This window comes from Streptomyces sp. NPDC127108, assembly GCF_042677545.1.
In the GTDB taxonomy this organism is placed as follows: domain Bacteria; phylum Actinomycetota; class Actinomycetes; order Streptomycetales; family Streptomycetaceae; genus Streptomyces.
Window position 1 is genome coordinate 99,742 of sequence record NZ_JBHXTE010000002.1, and the last position, 21,549, is coordinate 121,290.

The 21,549-nt window shown below is 70.6% G+C and carries 16 protein-coding genes; 12 read left to right on the forward strand and 4 right to left on the reverse strand.

The window, feature by feature from the left end:
• Positions 1-116: 116 nt before the first annotated feature.
• From ACFVHO_RS01960 to ACFVHO_RS01980, 5 genes are all read left to right on the forward strand, one after another.
• A complete protein-coding gene (locus ACFVHO_RS01960) occupies positions 117-1,214 on the forward strand; it encodes a substrate-binding domain-containing protein (RefSeq protein ID WP_385708811.1) in 1,098 nt (365 codons plus the stop codon).
• Between the two features lie 211 nt (positions 1,215-1,425).
• On the forward strand, positions 1,426-2,226 hold the full coding sequence (locus ACFVHO_RS01965; protein ID WP_190115423.1) for an ATP-binding cassette domain-containing protein: 801 nt from the start codon (positions 1,426-1,428) through the stop codon (positions 2,224-2,226).
• Positions 2,223-3,539, forward strand: coding sequence for a sugar ABC transporter permease (locus ACFVHO_RS01970; protein WP_385708814.1), 1,317 nt, complete (start codon positions 2,223-2,225; stop codon positions 3,537-3,539). Before ACFVHO_RS01965 ends, ACFVHO_RS01970 begins: the two co-directional genes overlap by 4 nt.
• A 267-nt stretch (positions 3,540-3,806) precedes the next feature.
• Positions 3,807-5,735: a 1-deoxy-D-xylulose-5-phosphate synthase gene (gene dxs, locus ACFVHO_RS01975; protein WP_385709358.1), complete on the forward strand. Its 1,929-nt coding sequence runs from the start codon at positions 3,807-3,809 to the stop codon at positions 5,733-5,735.
• 149 nt (positions 5,736-5,884) lie between these two features.
• The gene (locus ACFVHO_RS01980) at positions 5,885-7,408 is read left to right on the forward strand and encodes an amino acid permease (RefSeq protein ID WP_385708817.1); all 1,524 of its coding nucleotides are present in this window, start codon (positions 5,885-5,887) and stop codon (positions 7,406-7,408) included.
• A 254-nt stretch (positions 7,409-7,662) separates the two neighbouring features.
• Here ACFVHO_RS01980 and ACFVHO_RS01985 read toward each other — a convergent pair whose 3' ends face one another.
• Positions 7,663-8,682, reverse strand: a complete 1,020-nt coding sequence (locus ACFVHO_RS01985; protein WP_385708820.1) for a hypothetical protein — start codon at positions 8,680-8,682, stop codon at positions 7,663-7,665.
• A 77-nt stretch (positions 8,683-8,759) separates the two neighbouring features.
• Between ACFVHO_RS01985 and ACFVHO_RS01990 the strand changes: the two genes are divergently transcribed.
• The 6 genes from ACFVHO_RS01990 to ACFVHO_RS02015 all read left to right on the forward strand — a co-directional run bounded on the left by ACFVHO_RS01990 (position 8,760) and on the right by ACFVHO_RS02015 (position 16,592).
• Positions 8,760-9,962, forward strand: coding sequence for a CapA family protein (locus tag ACFVHO_RS01990; protein ID WP_385708823.1), 1,203 nt, complete (start codon positions 8,760-8,762; stop codon positions 9,960-9,962).
• Between the two features lie 281 nt (positions 9,963-10,243).
• A complete protein-coding gene (locus ACFVHO_RS01995; RefSeq protein WP_385708826.1) occupies positions 10,244-12,478 on the forward strand; it encodes a HAMP domain-containing protein in 2,235 nt (744 codons plus the stop codon).
• Positions 12,479-12,484: 6 nt separating this feature from the next.
• Positions 12,485-14,365, forward strand: coding sequence for a poly-gamma-glutamate synthase PgsB (gene pgsB, locus ACFVHO_RS02000; RefSeq protein WP_385708829.1), 1,881 nt, complete (start codon positions 12,485-12,487; stop codon positions 14,363-14,365).
• Positions 14,362-14,844, forward strand: coding sequence for a poly-gamma-glutamate biosynthesis protein PgsC/CapC (locus ACFVHO_RS02005; protein WP_030357209.1), 483 nt, complete (start codon positions 14,362-14,364; stop codon positions 14,842-14,844). The genes pgsB and ACFVHO_RS02005 overlap by 4 nt, the downstream gene beginning before the upstream one ends.
• A gap of 16 nt (positions 14,845-14,860) precedes the next feature.
• Positions 14,861-15,931, forward strand: a complete 1,071-nt coding sequence (locus ACFVHO_RS02010) for a C40 family peptidase (protein ID WP_385708832.1) — start codon at positions 14,861-14,863, stop codon at positions 15,929-15,931.
• Between the two features lie 196 nt (positions 15,932-16,127).
• The gene (locus ACFVHO_RS02015; protein ID WP_385708834.1) at positions 16,128-16,592 is read left to right on the forward strand and encodes a hypothetical protein; all 465 of its coding nucleotides are present in this window, start codon (positions 16,128-16,130) and stop codon (positions 16,590-16,592) included.
• Positions 16,593-16,605: 13 nt separating this feature from the next.
• On the opposite strand, the gene ACFVHO_RS02020 is transcribed toward ACFVHO_RS02015, so the two are convergent.
• Complete coding sequence (locus ACFVHO_RS02020; RefSeq protein WP_385708836.1) at positions 16,606-16,974, reverse strand: NTP pyrophosphohydrolase; 369 nt, start codon at positions 16,972-16,974, stop codon at positions 16,606-16,608.
• A gap of 119 nt (positions 16,975-17,093) precedes the next feature.
• Between ACFVHO_RS02020 and ACFVHO_RS02025 the strand changes: the two genes are divergently transcribed.
• A complete protein-coding gene (locus ACFVHO_RS02025; protein ID WP_385709361.1) occupies positions 17,094-18,128 on the forward strand; it encodes a hypothetical protein in 1,035 nt (344 codons plus the stop codon).
• A 64-nt stretch (positions 18,129-18,192) separates the two neighbouring features.
• Here the strand turns inward: ACFVHO_RS02025 and ACFVHO_RS02030 are convergent, their stop codons facing one another.
• Together ACFVHO_RS02030 and ACFVHO_RS02035 are read right to left on the reverse strand one after the other, a co-directional pair.
• The gene (locus tag ACFVHO_RS02030) at positions 18,193-20,325 is read right to left on the reverse strand and encodes a 3-hydroxyacyl-CoA dehydrogenase NAD-binding domain-containing protein (RefSeq protein WP_385708839.1); all 2,133 of its coding nucleotides are present in this window, start codon (positions 20,323-20,325) and stop codon (positions 18,193-18,195) included.
• Positions 20,322-21,548, reverse strand: coding sequence for a thiolase family protein (locus ACFVHO_RS02035; RefSeq protein WP_385708841.1), 1,227 nt, complete (start codon positions 21,546-21,548; stop codon positions 20,322-20,324). Before ACFVHO_RS02035 ends, ACFVHO_RS02030 begins: the two co-directional genes overlap by 4 nt.
• Between the last annotated feature and the right edge of the window lies 1 nt (position 21,549).

Sequence of the window (21,549 nt, forward strand, 5' to 3'; positions counted from 1 at the left end):
CATGGCACCGTTGTCATCTCGTTAAGGATTTACTCCTTGACGCGTGTCGGGCGGCCGAGTTGACTTCGAGCCACCTCGGCCGCAGCGACGCGGCCACGTCAGGGAGGCACCCCCAAATGAACGCATTGACGCGCCGCGTCGGCATAGGCACCGTCACCGTTTCCATGGCGCTGGCCTTGGCCGCGTGCGGCGAGGCCGGTGACGGCGACGACAAGGGCAGCGGCGGCGACGGCAAGACCATCGGCCTGCTCCTGCCGGAGAACAAGACCACCCGCTACGAGACCTTCGACCGCCCCATCATGGAGTCGAAGATCAAGTCGCTGTGCAGCGACTGCGAGGTCAAGTACAACAACGCCGCGCAGGACATCGAGACCCAGAAGAAGCAGTTCGACGCGCTGATCACGCAGGGCGTCAAGGTGATCATCCTGGACTCCGTGGACTACAAGTCCACCAAGGGCTGGGTCGAGCGCGCCAAGAAGGAAGGCGTGCAGGTCGTCGCGTACGACCGGCTCGCCGAGGGTCCGCTGTCCGCCTACGTCAGCTACGACAACGAGAAGATCGGCCGCCTCCAGGGCGGCGCGCTCGTCAAGGCGCTCGGCTCCGACGCCAAGAACTCCAATGTCGTCATGATCAACGGCTCCCCGACCGACCCGAACGCCCCCTTCTTCAAGAAGGGCGCCCACTCGGTGCTCGACAAGAACGTCAAGAAGGTCGCCTACGAGCAGGACATCCCGGACTGGTCCCCGGACGAGGCGAACAAGAAGATGGCCGCCGCCATCGACAAGCTCGGCAAGGACGGCATCGACGGCGTCTACTCCGCCAACGACGGCATGGCGGGCGGCATCATCACCGCCCTCAAGCAGCGGGGCATCGACGTCCCCGTCGGCGGCCAGGACGCGGAGCTCGCCGGCATCCAGCGCCTGCTGAGCGGTGACCAGGCCTTCACGATCTACAAGCAGATCAAGCCGGAGGCCGAGACCACCGCCGAGATCGCGGTCCGGCTGCTCAAGGACAAGAAGATCGACGACCTGACCGACCGCAAGGTCAACTCGCTCAGCGGCGACTACAAGGGCATCCCCGCCAAGCTGTACGACGCCCAGGCGATCACCAAGGACGAGGTGGCGGACACCATCGTCAAGGACAAGGTCTACAAGGCCAGCGAGATCTGCACCAAGCAGTTCAAGAAGGCCTGCGACGAGGCCGGGATCAAGTAACTCCCGGTCAGGTCCCAGGTGTTGACGCGGCCCGCACGCCGCGAGACACCTTCCCCAGCGGTCCGGTGCCCGCCCGCTACATTCCGCCCCGCAGTCGGAGGGCGGGCACCGGGCACCTTGTCCTGCGTGCCGCACGCACCCGTGTCCCCGCACACGCGGTCCGTGCCGCCCGCGCGCACCACCATCCCCGCCCCCCAAGGCGGCGAAGGAGATGATTCACGTGTCCGCTACGCCCGTGCTGGCGTTGCGCGGGGTCTCCAAGCGGTTCGGCGCCGTCCAGGCGCTCACGGACGTAGACCTCGAGATCCACGCCGGCGAGGTGGTCGCCCTCGTCGGTGACAACGGCGCCGGCAAGTCCACGCTCGTCAAGACCATTTCCGGGGTCCACCCCATCGACGAGGGCGCCATCGAGTGGGAGGGCAGGGAGGTCCGCATCGGCCGCCCCCACGACGCCCAGCACCTCGGCGTGGCCACCGTCTACCAGGACCTCGCGCTCTGCGACAACCTCGACGTCGTCGCCAACCTCTTCCTCGGCAGCGAGCTGAAGAGCGCCAGCGTCCTGGACGAGATCAAGATGGAGAAGCGCGCCCGGGTGCTCCTGGACACGCTGTCCATCCGCATCCCCAGCGTCCGCATCCCCGTCGCCGCCCTCTCCGGCGGCCAGCGGCAGGTCGTGGCCATCGCCCGCGCGCTGGTCGGCGACCCCAAGGTCGTCATCCTCGACGAGCCCACCGCCGCCCTCGGCGTCGAGCAGACCGCCCAGGTCCTCGACCTGGTGGAGCGGCTGCGCGAGCGCGGCCACGGCGTGATCCTCATCAGCCACAACATGGCCGACGTCCAGGCCGTCGCCGACCGGGTCGCGGTCCTTCGCCTCGGCCGCAACAACGGCGTCTTCCGGGTCGCCGACACCTCGCCCGAGGAAGTCATCGCCGCCATCACCGGCGCCACGGACAACGCCGTCACCCGCCGCAGGGCGCGCACGGCCACGGCAACGAAGGAGGGCGCGAAGTGAGCGACCTCGCCAAGACCCCCGACACCGACAAGGTCCGGACGGCCACCGGCGGCACCGTGGACGCCGAGCCGTCCGCGACCCCCGCCGCGGCCGTCGACCCGCGCCTCCTGGTGCGCGAGCAGGGCTTCGCCGGTTACTGGACGGAGTTCGTCCGCAAGGTCCGCGGCGGTGAGCTCGGCTCGCTGCCCGTCGTCGTCGGCCTCATCGTCATCGCCCTGGTCTTCCAGCTGCAGAACGACAAGTTCCTGTCCGCTTCCAGCCTCGCCAACATCGCGGTGTTCACCTCCGGCGTCGGCATCATGTCGGTCGGCATCGTCTTCGTGCTGCTGCTCGGCGAGATCGACCTGTCCGTGGGCTCCGTCGCCGGTGTGGGTGCCGCCGTCTGGGCGGTCATGAGCGTCACCCACGGGTGGGGCGACTGGATCTCGGTGTTCGTGGCCATCGCCTCCGGCCTGGTGATCGGCGCGCTGCACGGCTTCTTCTTCGCCAAGATCGGCGTACCGGCCTTCGTGGTCACCCTGGCGGGCTTCCTCGGCTGGAGCGGTCTGCAGATCTGGCTGATGGGCAAGGAGGGCAGCATCAACACGCCCACCGGCTCCGTCGTCGAGGACCTGACCACGCACTTCTTCGCCGACAAGGCCGCCGCGTACGGCCTGGCGCTGATCGCCGTGCTCGCCTACGGGGCCTCCCAGTACCTGGACGCCCGCCGCCGCAAGAACGCGGAGCTGCCCTCGCGGCCGCTCAGCGAGATCCTGCTGCGCACCGGCCTGCTCGCGGTCCTCGCCTTCGTCGCCGCGTACTTCCTGAACGAGCCGGAGGGCGCCCGCGGCCTGCCGCTCGCCCTGGTGCTCTTCCTCGCCGTGCTCGTCGTCGCGGACTTCGTGGCCCGCCGCACCACCTTCGGCCGCCAGGTCTTCGCGGTCGGCGGCAACGCGGAGGCGGCGCGCCGCGCGGGCATCAACGTCGACCGGGTGCGCATCACCGTGTTCGCGATCTCCGGCATGCTCGCCGCCTTCGGCGGGCTCTTCATCGCGAGCCTCTCCGGCGGCGCGACCAAGAGCCTCGGCGCCGGGAACACCCTGATGATGGTGATCGCGGCGGCCGTCATCGGCGGCACCAGCCTCTTCGGCGGCCGCGGCAAGATCTGGTCCGCCATGCTCGGCATGCTGGTGATCCAGTCGATCCAGCAGGGCCTGAACCTGGAGGGCATGCCCAACGAGATCCAGTACATGATCACCGGCGCGGTCCTGCTCGCCGCCGTCGTGATCGACTCGGTCTCGCGCAAGACCCAGAAGTCCGCGGGTCGCGCCTGATCTCGCAGGTCCACGCCTGATCACGCATGTCCGTGCCCGGTACCGATCATTCCGGTACCGGGCACGGGTGTGTCACCGAATAGGAACATCCGTTCCCGTCCGGAGGGCCGGATTTCCGGGCCGCCCCCGGTCGTACCAGTCGATTTACAGCCGATCGCGTGACGCGGGACCCATGGCCTGGACTACGCCGTCAGCGGCGGAACATTAGACTCGACAGGCCCGGCAATGCTCGAACAGCGCTACACGCTCTACTGCAAGGAGGCACGGGTGCCGCTGCTGACCCGCATCACGGGACCGCGCGATCTGGACCTGCTCGGCCCGGAACAGCTCAACCAGCTGGCGGACGAGATCCGCGGCTTCCTCGTCGACGCTGTCTCCAAGACCGGCGGTCACCTCGGCCCCAACCTCGGTGTCGTCGAGCTGACCATCGCCCTGCACCGCGTCTTCGAGTCGCCGAAGGACAGGGTCCTGTGGGACACCGGCCACCAGGCCTACGTCCACAAGCTGCTCACCGGCCGCCAGGACTTCGCCAAGCTGCGCGCCAAGGGCGGCCTGTCCGGCTACCCCTCGCGCGCCGAGTCCGACCACGACGTGATCGAGAACAGCCACGCCTCCACCGTGCTCGGCTGGGCCGACGGCCTCGCCAAGGCCAACGAGGTGCGCGGCAAGGACGACCACGTGGTCGCCGTCATCGGTGACGGCGCCCTCACCGGCGGCATGGCCTGGGAAGCGCTCAACAACATCGCGGCCGCCAAGGACCGCCCGCTCGTCATCGTCGTCAACGACAACGAGCGCTCCTACGCCCCCACCATCGGCGGTCTCGCCAACCACCTCGCCACCCTGCGCACCACCGACGGCTACGAACGCTTCCTGGCCCGCGGCAAGGACCTCCTGGAGCGCACGCCGGTCGTCGGCAAGCCGCTGTACGAGACCCTGCACGGCGCCAAGAAGGGCCTGAAGGACTTCATCGCCCCGCAGGGCATGTTCGAGGACCTCGGCCTGAAGTACGTCGGGCCCATCGACGGCCACGACATCGAGGCCCTGGAGTCCGCCCTGCAGCGCGCCAAGCGCTTCAACGGCCCCGTCATCGTGCACTGCATCACCGAGAAGGGCCGCGGCTACAAACCCGCGGAGGAGGACGAGGCCGACCACTTCCACGGCATCGGCCCGATCCACCCCGACACCGGCCTTCCGATCGCCGCGGGCGGCATGGACTGGACGTCCGTCTTCGGCGAGGAGATGGTCAAGCTCGGCCACGAGCGCGACGACATCGTCGCCATCACCGCGGCCATGCTCCAGCCCGTCGGCCTGCAGAAGTTCGCCAAGGCCTTCCCCGACCGGGTCTACGACGTCGGCATCGCCGAGCAGCACGGCGCCGTCAGCGCCGCGGGCCTCGCCACCGGCGGCGTCCACCCCGTCTTCGCCGTGTACGCGACCTTCCTCAACCGCGCCTTCGACCAGCTCCTGATGGACGTGGCCCTGCACAAGTGCGGCGTCACCTTCGTCCTGGACCGGGCCGGCGTGACCGGCACCGACGGCGCCTCGCACAACGGCATGTGGGACATGTCGATCCTCCAGTGCGTGCCGACCCTGCGCATCGCCGCGCCCCGCGACGCCGACCAGGTCCGCCTCCAGCTCCGCGAGGCCGTCGAGGTCGACGACGCGCCGACCGTCGTGCGCTACTCCAAGGGCGCCGTCGGCCCCGCCGTGCAGGCCGTCGGCAAGGTCGGCGGCATGGACGTGCTGCGCAAGGCGGGCACCGACCGGCCCGACGTGCTGCTCGTCTCCGTGGGCGCGCTCGCGCCGATGTGCCTGGAGATCGCCGACCTGCTCGACAAGCAGGGCATCTCCACCACCGTCGTCGACCCCCGCTGGGTCAAGCCGGTCGACGAGGCGATGGCACCGCTCGCCGAGCAGCACCGCGTCGTCGTCACCGTCGAGGACAACTCCCGCGCGGGCGGCGTCGGCTCGGCCGTCGCCCAGGCCCTGCGGGACGCGGGCGTGGACGTGCCGCTGCGCGACTTCGGCATCCCGCCGCGCTTCCTCGACCACGCGTCGCGCAAGGAGGTCATGGCGGAGATCGGTCTCACCGCCCCGGACATCGCCCGTCAGGTGACGGGTCTGGTGGCCAAGCTGGACGGCCGGTTCGAGCGGGCCGGCGCCGCGGTGGACTCCGTGGAGCCCGCGCGCGACTGACGTTAACGACCGAAGTGTCCGGATGGGCCGGTTTCGCCACCGTGAAGAGTGGTGAAACCGGCCCATTTGCGTGAATCCACCCGCGTCGGGGCATAAGCAGAACGTGCCCTCTCGATCATGTCGAGGACGACAAGCGTGGGAGGTACGCCGTGAGCAGCACCCTCTTCCGGACGAAGAAGGTCGAGCAGTCCATCCTCGACACCGAGGAACCAGAACACGCCCTCAAGAAATCCTTGTCCGCGCTGGATCTGACCGTCTTCGGCGTCGGTGTCATCATCGGCACCGGCATCTTCGTCCTCACCGGTACGGTCGCCAAGAACAACGCCGGTCCCTCGGTCGCCCTGGCCTTCGTGGTCGCCGGGGTCGTCTGTGCCCTCGCGGCGCTCTGCTACGCCGAGTTCGCCTCCACGCTCCCGGTGGCGGGCTCCGCGTACACGTTCTCGTACGCCTCCCTCGGTGAGCTGCCCGCCTGGATCATCGGCTGGGACCTCGTCCTGGAGTTCGCGCTCGGCACGGCGGTGGTCGCCGTCGGCTGGTCCGGCTATATCGCCTCGCTGCTCGACAACGCGGGCTGGCAGCTGCCGGAGGCGCTCAGCGGCCGGGACGGCGCCGACGGCTTCGGCTTCGACATCCTGGCCGCCGCCCTGGTCCTGGTGCTCACCGGCATCCTCGTCCTCGGCATGAAGCTCTCCGCGCGGATCACCTCCCTCGTCGTCGCGATCAAGGTGATCGTCGTCCTCGTCGTGATCATCGCGGGCGCCTTCTTCATCAAGGGCGAGAACTACGACCCGTTCATCCCGAAGGCCCAGGAGGTGGAGGCGGGCAGCGGACTGCACTCGCCGCTGATCCAGCTGATGTTCGGCTGGGCCCCCGCCAACTTCGGCGTGATGGGCATCTTCACCGCCGCCTCGGTCGTCTTCTTCGCCTTCATCGGCTTCGACATCGTCGCCACCGCCGCCGAGGAGACCAAGAACCCGCAGCGGGACATGCCCCGCGGCATCCTCGGCTCCCTGCTGATCTGCACCACGCTCTACGTGGCCGTGTCGATCGTCGTGACCGGCATGCAGCACTACTCGCAGCTCTCCGTGGACGCCCCGCTCGCCGACGCCTTCAAGGCCACCGGGCACCCCTGGTACGCGGGCTTCATCAGCTTCGGCGCCGCCGTCGGCCTGACCACCGTCTGCATGATCCTGCTGCTCGGCCAGACCCGGGTGTTCTTCGCGATGAGCCGCGACGGCCTGCTCCCGCGCTTCTTCTCCCGCGTCCACCCGCGCTTCAAGACCCCGCACCGGCCGACCATCCTGCTCGGCGTGATCATCGCGGTCGTCGCCGGGTTCACCCCGCTGAGCGAGCTCGCCGAGCTGGTGAACATCGGCACCCTGTTCGCCTTCGTGATCGTCGCGATCAGCGTGATCATCCTCCGCAGGACGCGCCCCGATCTGCACCGCTCCTTCCGCACCCCGTGGGTGCCGTTCCTGCCGATCCTGTCCGTCGGCGCCTCGCTGTGGCTGATGCTCAACCTGCCCGCCGAGACCTGGGTCCGGTTCGCCGGGTGGATGGCGCTCGGCGTCGTCGTCTACTTCCTCTACGGCCGCTCGCACAGCCGCCTGGGACGGCAGGAGGAGACGTCGGTGGGGGAAGTGCTGCGCCCGCCGGGCCGCGACAGCAAGTAACCGCCGACCGCCCCTCCGGGCACAGTCGCGCTGCAAATCCTGCCCCCGGAGCGCACGGCGAGGGCAGCCGCCGCCTCCGAACGGGCGGAGGCGGCGAGCCGGGCACGGGTGGCGAGGGCGGGGCGGTCGAGTGCGTACGGGGGAGCGGCAGGGGGAGCCGCGGAGGGCTGTGGTCCCGGGTGGCCCCTGGGGCGGGCGCGGGTGCCCGCTGGTGCCGCCCGGGCGCCCCCTGGGGCACCCGGGCGGCACCCGGACTACATCCGCCGCCAGTCCCGCGTCACCGACGCCATCGCCGACACCGCCGCCCGCAGGTGCCGCTCGCGGTCGCGGATCCGCGCGCCGAACTCGACGTGCAGGAACTCCGTGTCCTGTGCGGCGGCGCCCCGGCCCTGAACGTTCTTCCGGCCTTCGAGCGGGCAGGAGCGGGCCCAGGCACGGCACACGTCATAGCCGCGCCGCCGCAGCGCGTCCGCCAGGTCCCGGCCCTCGGAGACGGCCTCGCGGCCCTTGCCCGTGGAGGCGACCACGTCGTACTTGGGGGCGGAGTCGTCCGCCATCCCGTGCACCTGGATGCCGGGCACGCCGCGCTTCGCCAACTCGTCGCAGATGGCATGGAACACGCTCTTCCGCCGGTGTGCCACATCCGCCTCGTCGTCACGGCCGGCTTTGCGATGTGCCCCCGCAATGACCATGACGCCACCGGGGGAGCGGCTCAGGAGCGCGGCGCCGAGCCGTTCGGTGTGACGGTCGGCGACGGGGTGCGGGACCTGCACGGACCAGCGGATCGGGGAGTCGAGGTCCACATAGACCCGGCCCCAGCCGCGCGGTGCGGAGGCGTCCTCGGAGAGGTCGGACACCTCGGCGTAGCGCCGCCCGGACCCGGTGTCGACGACCGTGCGCACCCGGAAGTCGACGTCGGCCAGGCGGCGTTCGGCCCGGGAGCGGTGCCGGTCGAGGAGGAGGGCCACGCCCTCGGCGACGGTGCGCCGGTCCCTGGCCGAGGGGCGGCGGTAGCCGCTGTCCTCGGAGAAGCCCGAGGTGTACCCGGTGACCCGGCGCTCCAGGTCGGCCCGGACGCGGCCGCCGGACGACGGCGACGACGGCGTGGCCGATGCGGACGGCTTCCTGGAAGGTTCCCCGCCCTCCGGGGAGCGATCGGTCGGCCGACGGTCCGGCGAGCGCTCGGCCCACCCGGAGCGCGGCTTCTCGCTGTCCGACGCCGAGGAGCACTGTGTGAGGCACAACACGCTCGCCAGGACGACGGCAAGCGCCACAAGACCCCTGCGTCGCTTTGCGTTTGTTATCGACCGAATTGGAGGGTGAGTCATGGTTGTATAAAGATAGCCTCGTGATGACACGTCCCTCTCGCAGGCTCATAGCGACCTGCGCCGCCTCGCTCGTCCTGCTCGCGGGCACCGCCTGCGGTCCCTTCGGCGACGACGGCGACGCAGCCGCCGACGGCGAGCCCACCTTCACTGTCGCCGCCGCGGGCGACATCCTCATCCACCCCGAACTCACCGAGCAGGCCCGCAAGGACGGCAAGGCGACGGGCAAGGGTGAGAAGGGCATCGACTTCGGCCCGATGATGGCCGGCATCAAGCCGGTGATCAGCAAGGCCGACCTCGGCATCTGTCACTTCGAGCCGGTGGTCGGCGCGCCGGGCGGGCCGTTCCAGGGCTTCCCGGACTTCGTGGTCCCGCCGCAGATCACCACCGCCGTCAAGGCCGTCGGCTACGACCAGTGCTCAAGCGTCTCCAACCACAGCCTCGACCACGGCCCCGAGGGCGTCACGCGCACCCTGAACGCCCTGGACAAGGCGGGCCTGCGGCACACCGGAACGGCACGGAACCAGGCAGAGGCGGACAAGCCGCTCATCACCGAGGTGAAGGGCGTCAAGGTCGCCCAGATCGCCTTCGCCCTCGGGTTCAACGGCCGCGAAGTCCCCAAGGACAAGCCGTGGCTGGCCAACCTCACCGACTTCGACCGGATCGCCGCCGCCGAGAAGAAGGCCCGCGCCGCGGGCGCCGACGTCGTGATCCTGAGCATCCACTGGGGCAAGGAGCACCAGCCCAACGCCGCCGCCCAGCAGGTCGAACTCGGCCGCAGGATCGCCAAGGAGACCGGGATCGACCTCGTGATCGGCCACCACGCGCACGTCGTGCAGCCGATGGAGAAGGTCGACGGCACCTGGATCGCGTACGGACTCGGCAACCAGATCGCCCGGCACGACGCGCCCAGCGGACTGACCGAGGAAGGCGTCATCGGCTGGTTCGAGTTCCACAAGCGCGGCGACGGCTGGGACGTCAACGCCAAGTACGCGCCCACCTTCACGGAGATCCCGCCGGAGCCCGACGAGGACGGCGCGGCGCTGCCCAAGGACGCGGTGAAGGACCACCGGCTGCTCGACGTGGCCACCGCGCTGCGCGACGGCGACAAGCTCACCACCCAGCAACGGGCCCGCTACCGCCTCGCCTTCGAGCGTACGCAGGGCACTCTGCTCAACCGCGGCGCGAGCAAGGACGGACTCGAACCCCTGGAGAATCTGCCGGACTGAGAAACTCCGAAAGAACTCCAGGTGAACCGTCCGACGGCCTTGTGAAGGGTGTCGGAAGTGGATCTTTGACGTAGCTCACATCTCGCTACGCTCGTACATCCATCCGGACCCGTCATGGGTCATGTCATTCCAGATCGCACCCGCGTGCCCGCGCGCGCCGCGGCGCGACATCCATACCCCGTGTCACATCAGAGTCACTCACTGTGTCACTCCAGGAGAGGAGCACCCCCTTGGCCGCTTCGCCCACGAAGCGGCGGCACAAGGTCCGCCGAAGGACCGACATGTCACTGATCGGAGGCATCCGCCCCCCGATCGCCGCGCTGTCGGTCCTGCTCCTTGCCCTGGCGGGCGTCACCGCCCTCACTCTTGGCCGCGTCGGCCAGGAAGCCGTCCCCAAGGCGGTCAAGACGTCCCAGCAGCACTTCGCCGAGGACGGCGCCATCGCCCTGCGCGCCTCCATCGACGAGAGCGTCACCGACCTCACCCGGACCGCGGATCTGTTCAACGCGTCCGACCCGGTGCCCGCCGACGCCGTGCTCGACAAGATCAGCAGCGTGTACCAGAAGTGGATGGGTACCGCCGTCGTCGAGATCCGCTCGGGCAAGCTCCTCGCCGCCCGCGGCGAGAACGTGCCGCTGGCCGCGATCGACCGCTCGAAGCTCTCCGACGACGACGGCCTCGCGCCCCGCATGGTGCGCCTGGAGAGCGGCGAGACCCGCCTGCTCAGCTTCGCCGTCCTCGCCTGGAAGGGACAGCCGCAGCAGCTTCTGGTCGCCTCCAGCAGCCTGCGCTTCCCCGGCATCAGCCTCGGCAACTTCCGCTCCATCGCCGTCGTCGGCAACGACGGCAAGGTGCTGAGCACCGACGGCATCCCCGAGCCCGAGCAGGTCAGCACCGACGACGAACGGGCCGAGGTCAAGGCCTCCGAGAAGCAGCTCAAGGCCTTCGCGGAGACCTCGGCGAAGAAGTCCCGCAGCCACCCGATCCTGGCCAAGGAGCCCGGCTCCGGCGGCTATCTCGGCGTCAGCGGCCATCTGATCGGCGACCGCCACCTCGGTGAGCGGTCCGTCGCCGGCTACGCCTCGCTCGCCGCACCGGAGGCGGGCGAGTCCACTGTGGCCACCCGCCTCGGCCTCAGCGTCGTCTCCATGGTCCCGGTCGCCGAGGACGCCAAGCGCACCAAGGGCTCCGCCCTCGGCCTCTTCGCCGCGGGCGCGCTCCTCGTCATCGGCGGCCTCACCGTCTTCCTGCTCCTGCGCACCGTGCAGCGGCCGCTCATCCGGCTGTTCCTGGAGAGCCGCAGGCTCACCCGCGGCGACCTCGGCCGCCCGGTGTCCGTGCCCAAGCACGGCGAGGCCGCCCGCATCGGCGGCGCCCTGGAGCGGCTGCGCCGCCAGCTCAACGGCGAACCGGCCGCCAAGGCGCCCGGGGCCAAGCGCAAGGGCCTCGGCAGCCGGACCCTGCTCGCCGTCGCCGGTGTGCTGCTGCTCGTCTGGTCGGCGCCGCTGTTGCTGCTCCTCAACCGTGCCGGGGACACCGTCCAGGTGCCGCAGCAGATGGTCAACGACCAGCGTGAGCGCACCGACACCCTCTCCGACCGGGTCCGCCGCGCGCTCAACGAGGGCCACGCCGACCTCACCTCGCTCGCGTCCCTGATCGGTGCCCGCACCGACCCCTCGGACATGGACAAGGTCCTGGAGAGCACCCGCAACCAGCACTCCCGCTACCGGTCGCTGTACGTCCTCGACAAGGACGGCAAGGTCCTTTCCAAGGCCGGTGACGACCCGCGCAGCCCCTCCGGCGAGAAGCCGTCCGACGACCAGGTCCGGGTGATCGACGACGACGGCAAGGAGCCGGTCATCATCGGCACCGCCGAGGTGCCGGGCCGCCAAGGCGCCGCCGTGGTGGGCGAGTTCCGCATCGAGTTCCTGAACTCGCTGCTCAAGCGCCCCGGCCTCGGCGAGGTCCGGGTCGTCGACGCCAAGCGCCGGGTGCTCGGCGGCAACAACGGCTACCGCGAGTTCCAGGGGCTGCCCAGCGGCCGCCTCAACGGGCTCGTCGAGGGCACCGGACAGAAGGTCGGCGGCAAGCCGCGCCCGAGCGGCGTGCTGTACCGCGACGGCGGCGACATCCAGATCGCGGCCGCCGCCCCGTTCGCCGGTGGCGGCGCGGCCGAACAGCTCGGCTGGTCCGTGGTCAGCTGGCAGCCCGCGTCGAACCTCGAGATCCCCGAGTACACCCTGCAGAACCGCACGGTCCTCGCCGGCATGCTCGGCATCACGGCGGCCGCGGCCTGCCTCGGCTGGCTGCACATCATCGTGGTGCGGCCGCTGCGCAAGCTCGCCGACCAGGCCGAGGCACTGGCCGACGGCGACCGCAAGACCGTCCTGTACCCGGTCCACCACGACGAGGTCGGTGCCGTCACGCGCAGCCTCGAACTGATCAGGCAGCAGCTGCCGTCGGGCACGCAGCGCAAGCGGGACGGCGCGAGTGCCGGCCTCGCCGGAAGGAACTGAACCGCTGTGCTCTTCCTCTACACCGTCCTGGTGGTGTGCTGCGCCGTCCTGCTGGTCGCGGGCGTGATCGAGCAGCGGCGGCACTTCACCAACCTGGAACACATACCGTCGCGGGTGCTGGTCAACGGCATCCGCGGCAAGAGCTCCATCACCCGCCTGTGCGCGGGCGCCCTGCGGGGCGGCGACCTGACCACGGTCGCCAAGACCACCGGCACCGCGGCCCGGTTCATCCACCCGGACGCCACCGAGGAGCCGGTCTACCGCAAGTTCGGCATCGCCAACGTCGTCGAGCAGATCGGGATCGTGCGGCGCGCCGCCGCGTACAACCCGGACGCGCTGGTCATCGAGTGCATGGCGGTCATGCCGGCGCTCCAGGAGATCAACCAGTCCAAGCTGATCCGCTCCACCATCGGCGTGCTCTGCAACGTCCGTGAGGACCACCTCGCCGAGATGGGCCCGACCCTGGACGACGTGGCGCGCTCGCTGTCCCGCTCGATGCCGGAGAACGGCATCTGCGTGACCGCCGAGAAGGACCGCTTCGCCATCCTCAAGGAGGAGGCCGACGCCCGGAACTGCGAGCTGATCTACGCGGACCCGGAGACGGTCACCGACGAGGAGCTGCGCGGCTTCAGCTGGTTCACCTTCAAGGAGAACGTGTCGATCGCGCTGAAGGTCGCCGAACTCCTCGGCGTCGGCCGCGAGGTCGCCCTCCAGGGCATGTACGACGCGCCGCCGGACCCCGGTGTCCTCTCCGTCGAGCGGTACGTCACCGAGGAGGGCAAGAAGCTCCGCTTCGCCAACGTCTTCGCGGCCAACGACCCCGAGTCGACGCTGATGAACATCAACCAGCTGCTCGACCTCGGCGCCATCCACCGGCCCCTGAACGTCGTCATCAACTGCCGCCCCGACCGCGTCGAGCGCAACGGCCAGATGGGCGAGATCATCCCGGACCTGCAGCCGGACAAGGTCTTCGTCATCGGCCACCCCGCCAAGTCCGCCATCGACGCGATCCCCGCCGACTGGCGCTCGCGCGCGGTGGACCTCGGCGGCGACCGGCGTGACCCGGAGGAGTTCATGGGCCAGCTGCTCGGGCAGCTCGGCCCGGACTCCTCGCTCGTGGCCATCGGCAACATCCACGGCCAGGGCGAGCTGCTCCTGGAGCACCTCGCCGAACTGCCCGCCGACGAGAGCGAGGACCCGACGCCCGCGGCCACCCCGGCCGGCGCATCGGCGTCCGAGACCACGGGCAGCCACCATCTGTACGAGCCGCACATCGACCCCTACCAGCACTACCCCGAGGCGTACGAGTCGCGGTACACGAACACGGGGTCGCTCCAGATCGTCCCGGCACCGCACGTCCCCGTGCAGCGCACCGCCCAGCAGTCCTACCCGCAGTACGACGGCCAGGCCGCGCAGGGCCCCTACCCGGGGCAGGGCGCGTACCAGCAGGGTCAGGGGCAGTACGCGGCGCAGGAACCGTACGCGGCGCAGCAGGCGTCGTACGACACGTCGGTCACGTACGACGCGTACGGCCAGCAGCACCACCAGGCCCCGCACGCGCACCACGGCCAGCAGGGCCAGCAGGGCCAGCACCCGCAGCACGGCCAGCAGCCCGCGCACCCGCACCACGGCCAGCATGGTCAGCAGAGCCAGCACGGCCAGCAGCCCGTGCACGGCCAGCACAACCAGCACGCCCCGCACCAGCAGCCCCAGGGCGCGCACGAGCAGTACGCGCCCCACGAGTCCTACCGGGCGCCGCACGCGGCGCAGCCGCAGGACCCCTCCCAACCTCCCGCCCCCCGCGGCCTGTTCGAGCCGCGCGTCCCGCCCGCCCCGCCCGCCGCGGATGAAACCCAGCAGTGGCACAGCCCAGGAGAGCAGCGTTGATCCCGTCCGTCCTCACCCCCGAGATCGCCGCGGTCGGCATCGCGCTCGGGCTGCTGTTCTCGCTCGTCTGCTATCTGACGACCAACCTGTCGCCCGGCGGCATGATCACGCCGGGCTGGCTCGCGCTGACCCTCGTCGAGGACCTCCAGCGCGCCGCCATGGTGGTCGGCGTCACCGTCCTGACGTACGTCTGCACCCTGCTGATGCAGAAGTTCGTCATCCTCTACGGCAAGCGCCTGTTCGCCGCGGTCGTGCTCACCGGCGTGGTCCTCCAGGCCACCGTGATGATCGTGCTCTCGATCGAGTTCCCGCTGATGTACAGCAATCAGACCCTCGGCTTCATCGTGCCGGGCCTGATCGCCTACCAGCTGGTCCGTCAGCCCAAGGGCCCCACCCTGCTCGCCACGGGATCGGTGACCCTCATGGCCTATGTCGTCCTCACGGCCGGGATCCTCCTCGGCTTCATGCCCTCCGCCTGACCTAACGGAGCCACACATGCCGCCCAAGAAGAAGCGCCCCGCAGTCCACGCCGTCACCGTCCTCGCCCTGCTCGCGGGCAGCACCTACCTGACCGTCGAACTGCGCAAGGACGAGCACGACAAGGCGCCGAAGGTACAGTCCGTCACCGACACCCCGGACCTGACCAACGGCACCGGCCAGGCCGACGGGAAGCAGAAGTGGGAGCGGCTGCGCAACCCCGACCGCTCCGTCCTGCGCACCGAGGACGGCAAGGTCCTCGCCTCGTTCACCGACGGTGCCCGCACGGCGACCCTCTCCGGGCCGAGCCGTACCTTCGCCGAGCCCACCAACACCAAGTCGAAGGTCGTCACCGACGACTGGGTGCGGCTGATGCCGGAGGTGTGGCGCAAGGGCGCGGAGAAGGAGAAGTGGTTCAAGGACTGGTTCAAGGAGTTCGCGGGCAGCGAGGAGGACGACATCTTCGCGATGGCGTTCCAGTACGTCGAGGGCGCGCCCGTCAAGAAGGACGACGAGGGCATCTCCTACGCCGGTGACGCCAGCTTCGGGCCGCTGAACCCGGCCGGCAGCGAGGGCAACGACCTGCGCGAGGAGCAGTCCGACTTCTACGACTACCTCGGCATCCCCTACACCTTCCGCGACGGCACGACGATCCAGCCCGAGGCCAAGCGGGCCCGCGCCATCGACTGCTCCGGCTTCATCCGCACCGTCTTCGGCTACCGGGCCCGGTTCCCGCTGATGGCCAGCGACACCACCGGCGACGGGCTGCCCCGCACCGCCAACGGCATGGCCCGCGGCAAGCTCGGCGCGCCCGTCATCCCGCTCAAGGGCGTGGGCGCCACGGACCGCCCGAAGACGATCGACGTGGTCCAGCCCGGCGACCTGGTCTTCTTCAAGCTCGACGCCCGCACTAAGGAGCGCCTCGACCACGTGGGCATCTTCCTCGGCCACGACGCCGAGGGCCACAAGATATTCATCTCAAGCCGCGAAGAGGTCAACGGCCCCACCATCGGCGACAAGGGCGGCACGTCCCGCCTCGACGGCAACGGCTACTACGCCAAGGCGCTGCGCAGCGCCAAGCGCCTCTAGCCGCTGGGCTCCCGCGCGGGACCCGTCGGGCCGCGCGGGAGCGCCGTACCCCTCCTCACCCCCTACGTGGCGAGAACTCCACCAGCGACAGGAGCGACAACCCCTATCGCTGATGACAAGCCGCGCGACGGCGTGCTTGTGTGAGCCCGCCTGATCATCGTCGGCCCCACAACACGGGCCGCAGAAGGGGGAGTTCATGAACATCGCCAAGGTGCCCGCGCGCGTCCTGCTGCCGCTCGCCGGAGCCGCGCTCGCCACCGCCGCCCTCGCCGCACCCGCGACGGCCGCACCGCAGCACTGGACCGACGGCGAGGTCCACTACGCCCAATCCCGCTCGGTCCTCACCCCGTACGACGGCTCCGAGGGCGCCCGCGCCCTCCTCCGCGTCGACTGGGAGACCGGCAAGGGCGGCGTCTACGGAAACATGTGGGACCTCAAGAAGGACGGCAACGACTCCGTCCTGCAGGCCGGATACTCCTGGCTCGACGGCTCCACCTGGAAGCCCGTGACGCGCACCCTCAACACGGTCAAGGACGCCAGCGACAGCGGCCGCCACACCAGCCTGCACACCGACCCCGCCGTCAAGATCAAGGACCTGAAGGTCCGGGTCTGCACGGTCGACGGCGCGGGCGCGCAGGTGTGGTGCGGGGACTGGCACTGAGCGACGTGGCGGGCTAGTTCCTGACCGTCCGCGGCCCCACGCACTCCGCCCCCAGCTCGCCCACCCTGCGGCGCAGTTCGCGGTCCGCGGTCACCACCACGCAGGGGCCCGGGATCTCCGCGACCAGTTCGACGATGCGGTCGTCGCCGCTGGCGGGGGCGGAGTCGACGCGCACGCCGGGGACGGGCTCGACGCCGCGGGCCCGGCCCTCCACGACGAGGACGACGTCGAGGGGGCCGGGTAGTTCGGGCAGGCCCGCGGCGGCGAGCGGCACCAGACGGTCCCGCAGCCGCTCCGCCGCGCCCCGCCGGTCCCGCCACCAGCCGTCCGGCACGGAGCCCACGACATTGGCGGCGTCCACGACGAGGGTCACAGTGTCCATGCGGCCAAGCCTCGCACGCCCGGGTGCACCCACCTCCACCTCGCCCATTAGAGTTGCTGTGACCCGACGTCCCTGGCCACGGAAACCGCCGCATGCCCCCAGCCCCCACCCCACCGACCGTGAACGGCGACTGGCTCATACGCGCAGGCGACGGCAGGCTCGCCGTCTACGCCTGCGAGAGCGACGCCGTGGTCTGCCGCACCCAACGCCACCCGGGCGAGCCCTGGACCGCGCCCCGCGTCGTCGGCGGCGACCAGCGCGTCCACCCCGTCCTCGCCGTCGCCCAGGGCAGCGACACCTACGCCCACCTGGTGTCGTGGCGGCCCACGGTCTCCGGCGAGTCGGGCCTCGTGCACTCCACGCACTTCCAGCCGCACCTCACCGCCCTCGACTGGAACCCCCTCGGCCACCCCAACAAGAAGGGGCAGAGCACCGGCGCCCCCGCCGTCACCGTCGACGCCCAGGGCCGCGCCCATGTGTTCGTGCCCAACCGGGGCGGCGGGGTCAGCATGCGCGGCCAGAAGGAGAAGGGCGGCTGGGGCCCCTGGCGTGACCTGAAGGGCCAGGGGGTGCGCGGCCCGCTCGCCGTGGTGACGGGTGAATCCGGCCTGGTCACGGCGTACGCGGCCACGGCGGACGGCATCCTGCGCTGGCGCCAGGCCTCGCCGGGCGCCGTCCCCGCCCTGGACGAGGAGCCGCTGCCGGTCACGGCCCGCCCCGGCACCCTGCGCGCCCTCGCCACCTCCGCCGAGCACACCACCCTGTTCTTCACGGACGCGGACGGCGAGCTGCGCGCCTGGCGCGGCACCGCGGCCGACGAGCCGGTCCGCCTCCTCACGGCCGCGGGCCCCGGCCCTGTCTCGGCCATGCGCTGCGAACTCGACGGCCACGACTGCACGTTGCTGGCCCAGCGCGCCGAGAGCGGCCGCGTCGCGTTCGCCGCCTACCCGACCGAGCTGGAGTCGGCGGGCGCCTGGTGGGCCGAGTCCGGCCCCGCCCTGCCGGTGGACGCGCGGGTCGCCCTCGCCACCGACGCCGCGGGCCGGGTGATCGCGGCGACCTTCGTGCCCGGCACCGGAGCGCTGCGCCTGACCCACCGCAAGGACGAGCCGGGCCTCGCCCTCAAGGCGTGGGAGCAGGCGGTCTCCGCGTAGCGGCTCCGGACGCGGCAGTGCCCGGCACACCGATCGGCGTACCGGGCACTGAGGCGACTCCCTGCTACGCGGGGACGCTCGCGAGCCCCTGCTCCAGGAACCGCTTGCCGTTCACGCGCTCGCTGACACCCTCACGGTCCAGGTACGGCGTGACGCCGCCCAGGTGGAAGGGCCAGCCCGCGCCGGTGATCAGGCACAGGTCGATGTCCTGCGCCTCGGCGACGACGCCCTCGTCGAGCATGAGCCCGATCTCCTGGGCGACGGCGTCGAGCACGCGGGCCCGCACCTGCTCCTCGGTCAGGACGGAGTCGCCCTGCTTCAGGAGCGCGGCGACCTCCGGGTCCAGCTCCGGCTTGCCGCTGTCGTACACGTAGAAGCCGCGCTTGCCCGCCTCCACGACCGCCTTCAGGTTCGGCGACACGGTGAAGCGGTCCGGGAAGGCGCGGTTGAGCGTCTCCGAGACGTGCAGACCGATGGCCGGGCCGACCAGTTCGAGCAGGACCAGCGGCGACATCGGCAGGCCGAGCGGCTCGACGGCCTTCTCGGCGACCGGCACCGGGGTGCCCTCGTCGATGACGTTCTGGATCTCGCCCATGAAGCGGGTGAGGATGCGGTTCACGACGAACGCCGGGGCGTCCTTCACCAGGACCGCGGTCTTCTTCAGCTTCTTGGCGACGCCGAAGGCCGTGGCCAGCGAGGCGTCGTCGGTCTGCTCGCCGCGCACGATCTCCAGGAGGGGGAGGATCGCGACCGGGTTGAAGAAGTGGAAGCCGACGACCCGCTCGGGGTGCTTCAGCTTGGACGCCATCTCCGTCACCGACAGCGAGGAGGTGTTGGTCGCGAGGATCGCGTGCGCCGGAGCGACCGCCTCCACCTCGGCGAACACCTGCTGCTTGACGCCGATCTCCTCGAAGACGGCCTCGATGATGAAGTCGGCGTCGGCGAAGCCCTCGGCCTTGTCCAGGACACCGGAGACGAGCGCCTTCAGGCGGTTGGCCTTGTCCTGGTTGACGCGGCCCTTGAGGAGCAGCTTGTCGATCTCCCCGTGGACGTAGCCCACGCCCTTGTCGACGCGCTCCTGGTCGATGTCGGTCAGGACGACCGGCACCTCGAGGCGGCGCAGGAACAGCAGCGCCAGCTGCGAGGCCATCAGACCGGCACCCACGACGCCGACCTTGGTGACCGGGCGCGCCAGGTTCTTGTCCGGGGCGCCCGCCGGGCGCTTGCCGCGCTTCTGGACCAGGTTGAACGCGTAGATGCCGCTGCGCAGTTCACCGCCCATGATGAGGTCGGCGAGCGCGGTGTCCTCCGCGTCGAAGCCCTTCTGGAGGTCGCCGTCCTTCGCGGCAGCGACGATCTCCAGGGCGCGGTACGCGGCCGGGGCGGCGCCGTGCACCTTGGAGTCCGCGATGGCGCGGCCGCGGGCGACCGCCGCGTCCCAGCCCTCGCCGCGGTCGATCTCCGGGCGCTCCACCTTGACGGTGCCGTTGAGGACGGAGGCCGTCCACACCAGCGACTGCTCCAGGAAGTCCGCGCCCTCGAACAGCGCGTCCGCGATGCCGAGTTCGAAGACCTGCTTGCCCTTGAGCTGCTTGTTCTGGTTCAGCGAGTTCTCGATGATGACCGAAACCGCTCGGTCCGCGCCGATCAGGTTCGGGAGCAGCGTGCAGCCGCCCCAGCCCGGGACGAGCCCCAGGAAGACCTCGGGCAGCGAGAACGCGGGCAGCGCCTTGGAGACGGTGCGGTACGCGCAGTGCAGACCGACCTCGACGCCACCGCCCATGGCGGCGCCGTTGTAGTACGCGAACGTCGGCACCGCGAGGCCCGAGAGCCGCTTGAAGACGTCGTGGCCGCCCTTGCCGATGGCCAGCGCGTCCTCGTGCCGCTTCAGTATCTCGACGCCCTTGAGGTCGGCGCCGACGGCGAAGATGAACGGCTTGCCGGTGATGCCGACGCCGACGATCGTGCCCTCGGCGGCCTCCGCCTCGACCTGGTCGATCGCGGCGTTCAGGTTCGCGAGGGAGCCCGGGCCGAAGGTGGTCGGCTTGGTGTGGTCGAAGCCGTTGTCGAGGGTGATGAGGGCGAACCGCCCGGCGCCCGCGGGCAGATCGAGGTGACGTACGTGAGCCTGCGTCACGACCTCGTCCGGGAACAGCTCGGCCGCACCCTTCAACAGCTCAGTGGTGGTGGTGCTCACTTGTCGCCTCCGGCGTCCTTGTGGTGCGGGTTCTCCCAGATGACCGTCGCGCCCATGCCGAAGCCGACGCACATGGTGGTCAGGCCGTAGCGGACCTCCGGCTGCTCCTCGAACTGCCGCGCCAGCTGCGTCATCAGACGGACACCGGAGGAGGCGAGGGGGTGACCGAAGGCGATGGCGCCGCCGTACTGGTTGACGCGGGCGTCGTCGTCGGCGATGCCGTAGTGCTCCAGGAAGGCGAGGACCTGCACGGCGAAGGCCTCATTGATCTCGAAGAGACCGATGTCGGAGATGGTCAGGCCCGCCTGGGCGAGCGCCTTCTCCGTCGCCGGGATCGGGCCGTAGCCCATGACCTCCGGCTCGACACCCGCGAAGGAGTACGACACCAGCCGCATCTTGACCGGCAGGCCGTTCTCCCGGGCGAAGTCCTCGGAAGCGATGATCGAGGCCGTGGCGCCGTCGTTGAGGCCGGCCGCGTTGCCCGCGGTGACGCGGCCGTGCGTACGGAACGGCGTCTTCAGGCCGGACAGGTTCTCCAGCGTCGTGCCCGGACGCATCGGCTCGTCCTGGGTGGCCAGACCCCAACCGGTCTCGCCCGCCTCTTCGTTGGTGCGGCGTACGGAGATCGGCACCAGGTCCTGCTGGATCTTGCCGTTGGCGTACGCCTTGGCGGCCTTCTCCTGCGAGCGCACCGCGTACTCGTCGGCGCGCTGCTTGGTGATGCTCGGGTAGCGGTCGTGCAGGTTCTCCGCCGTCATGCCCATGAACAGGGCGGACTCGTCGACGAGCTTCTCGCTCACGAACCGGGGGTTCGGGTCGACGCCCTCGCCCATGGGGTGGCGGCCCATGTGCTCGACGCCACCGGCGATCACCGCGTCGTACGCGCCGAAGGCGATGGAGCCGGCCGTCGTCGTCACGGCCGTCAGGGCGCCCGCGCACATGCGGTCGATCGAGTAGCCCGGCACGGACTGCGGGAGACCCGCGAGGATGCCCGCCGTGCGGCCGATCGTGAGCCCCTGGTCGCCGATCTGCGTGGTGGCGGCCACCGCGACCTCGTCGATCTTGGCCGGGTCCAGGGCTGGGTTGCGGCGCAGCAGCTCCCGGATGGCCTTCACGATCATGTCGTCGGCGCGGGTCTCGTGGTAGATGCCCTTGGGGCCCGCCTTGCCGAACGGGGTGCGGACGCCGTCGACGAAGACGACGTCCCTGACGGTACGAGGCACG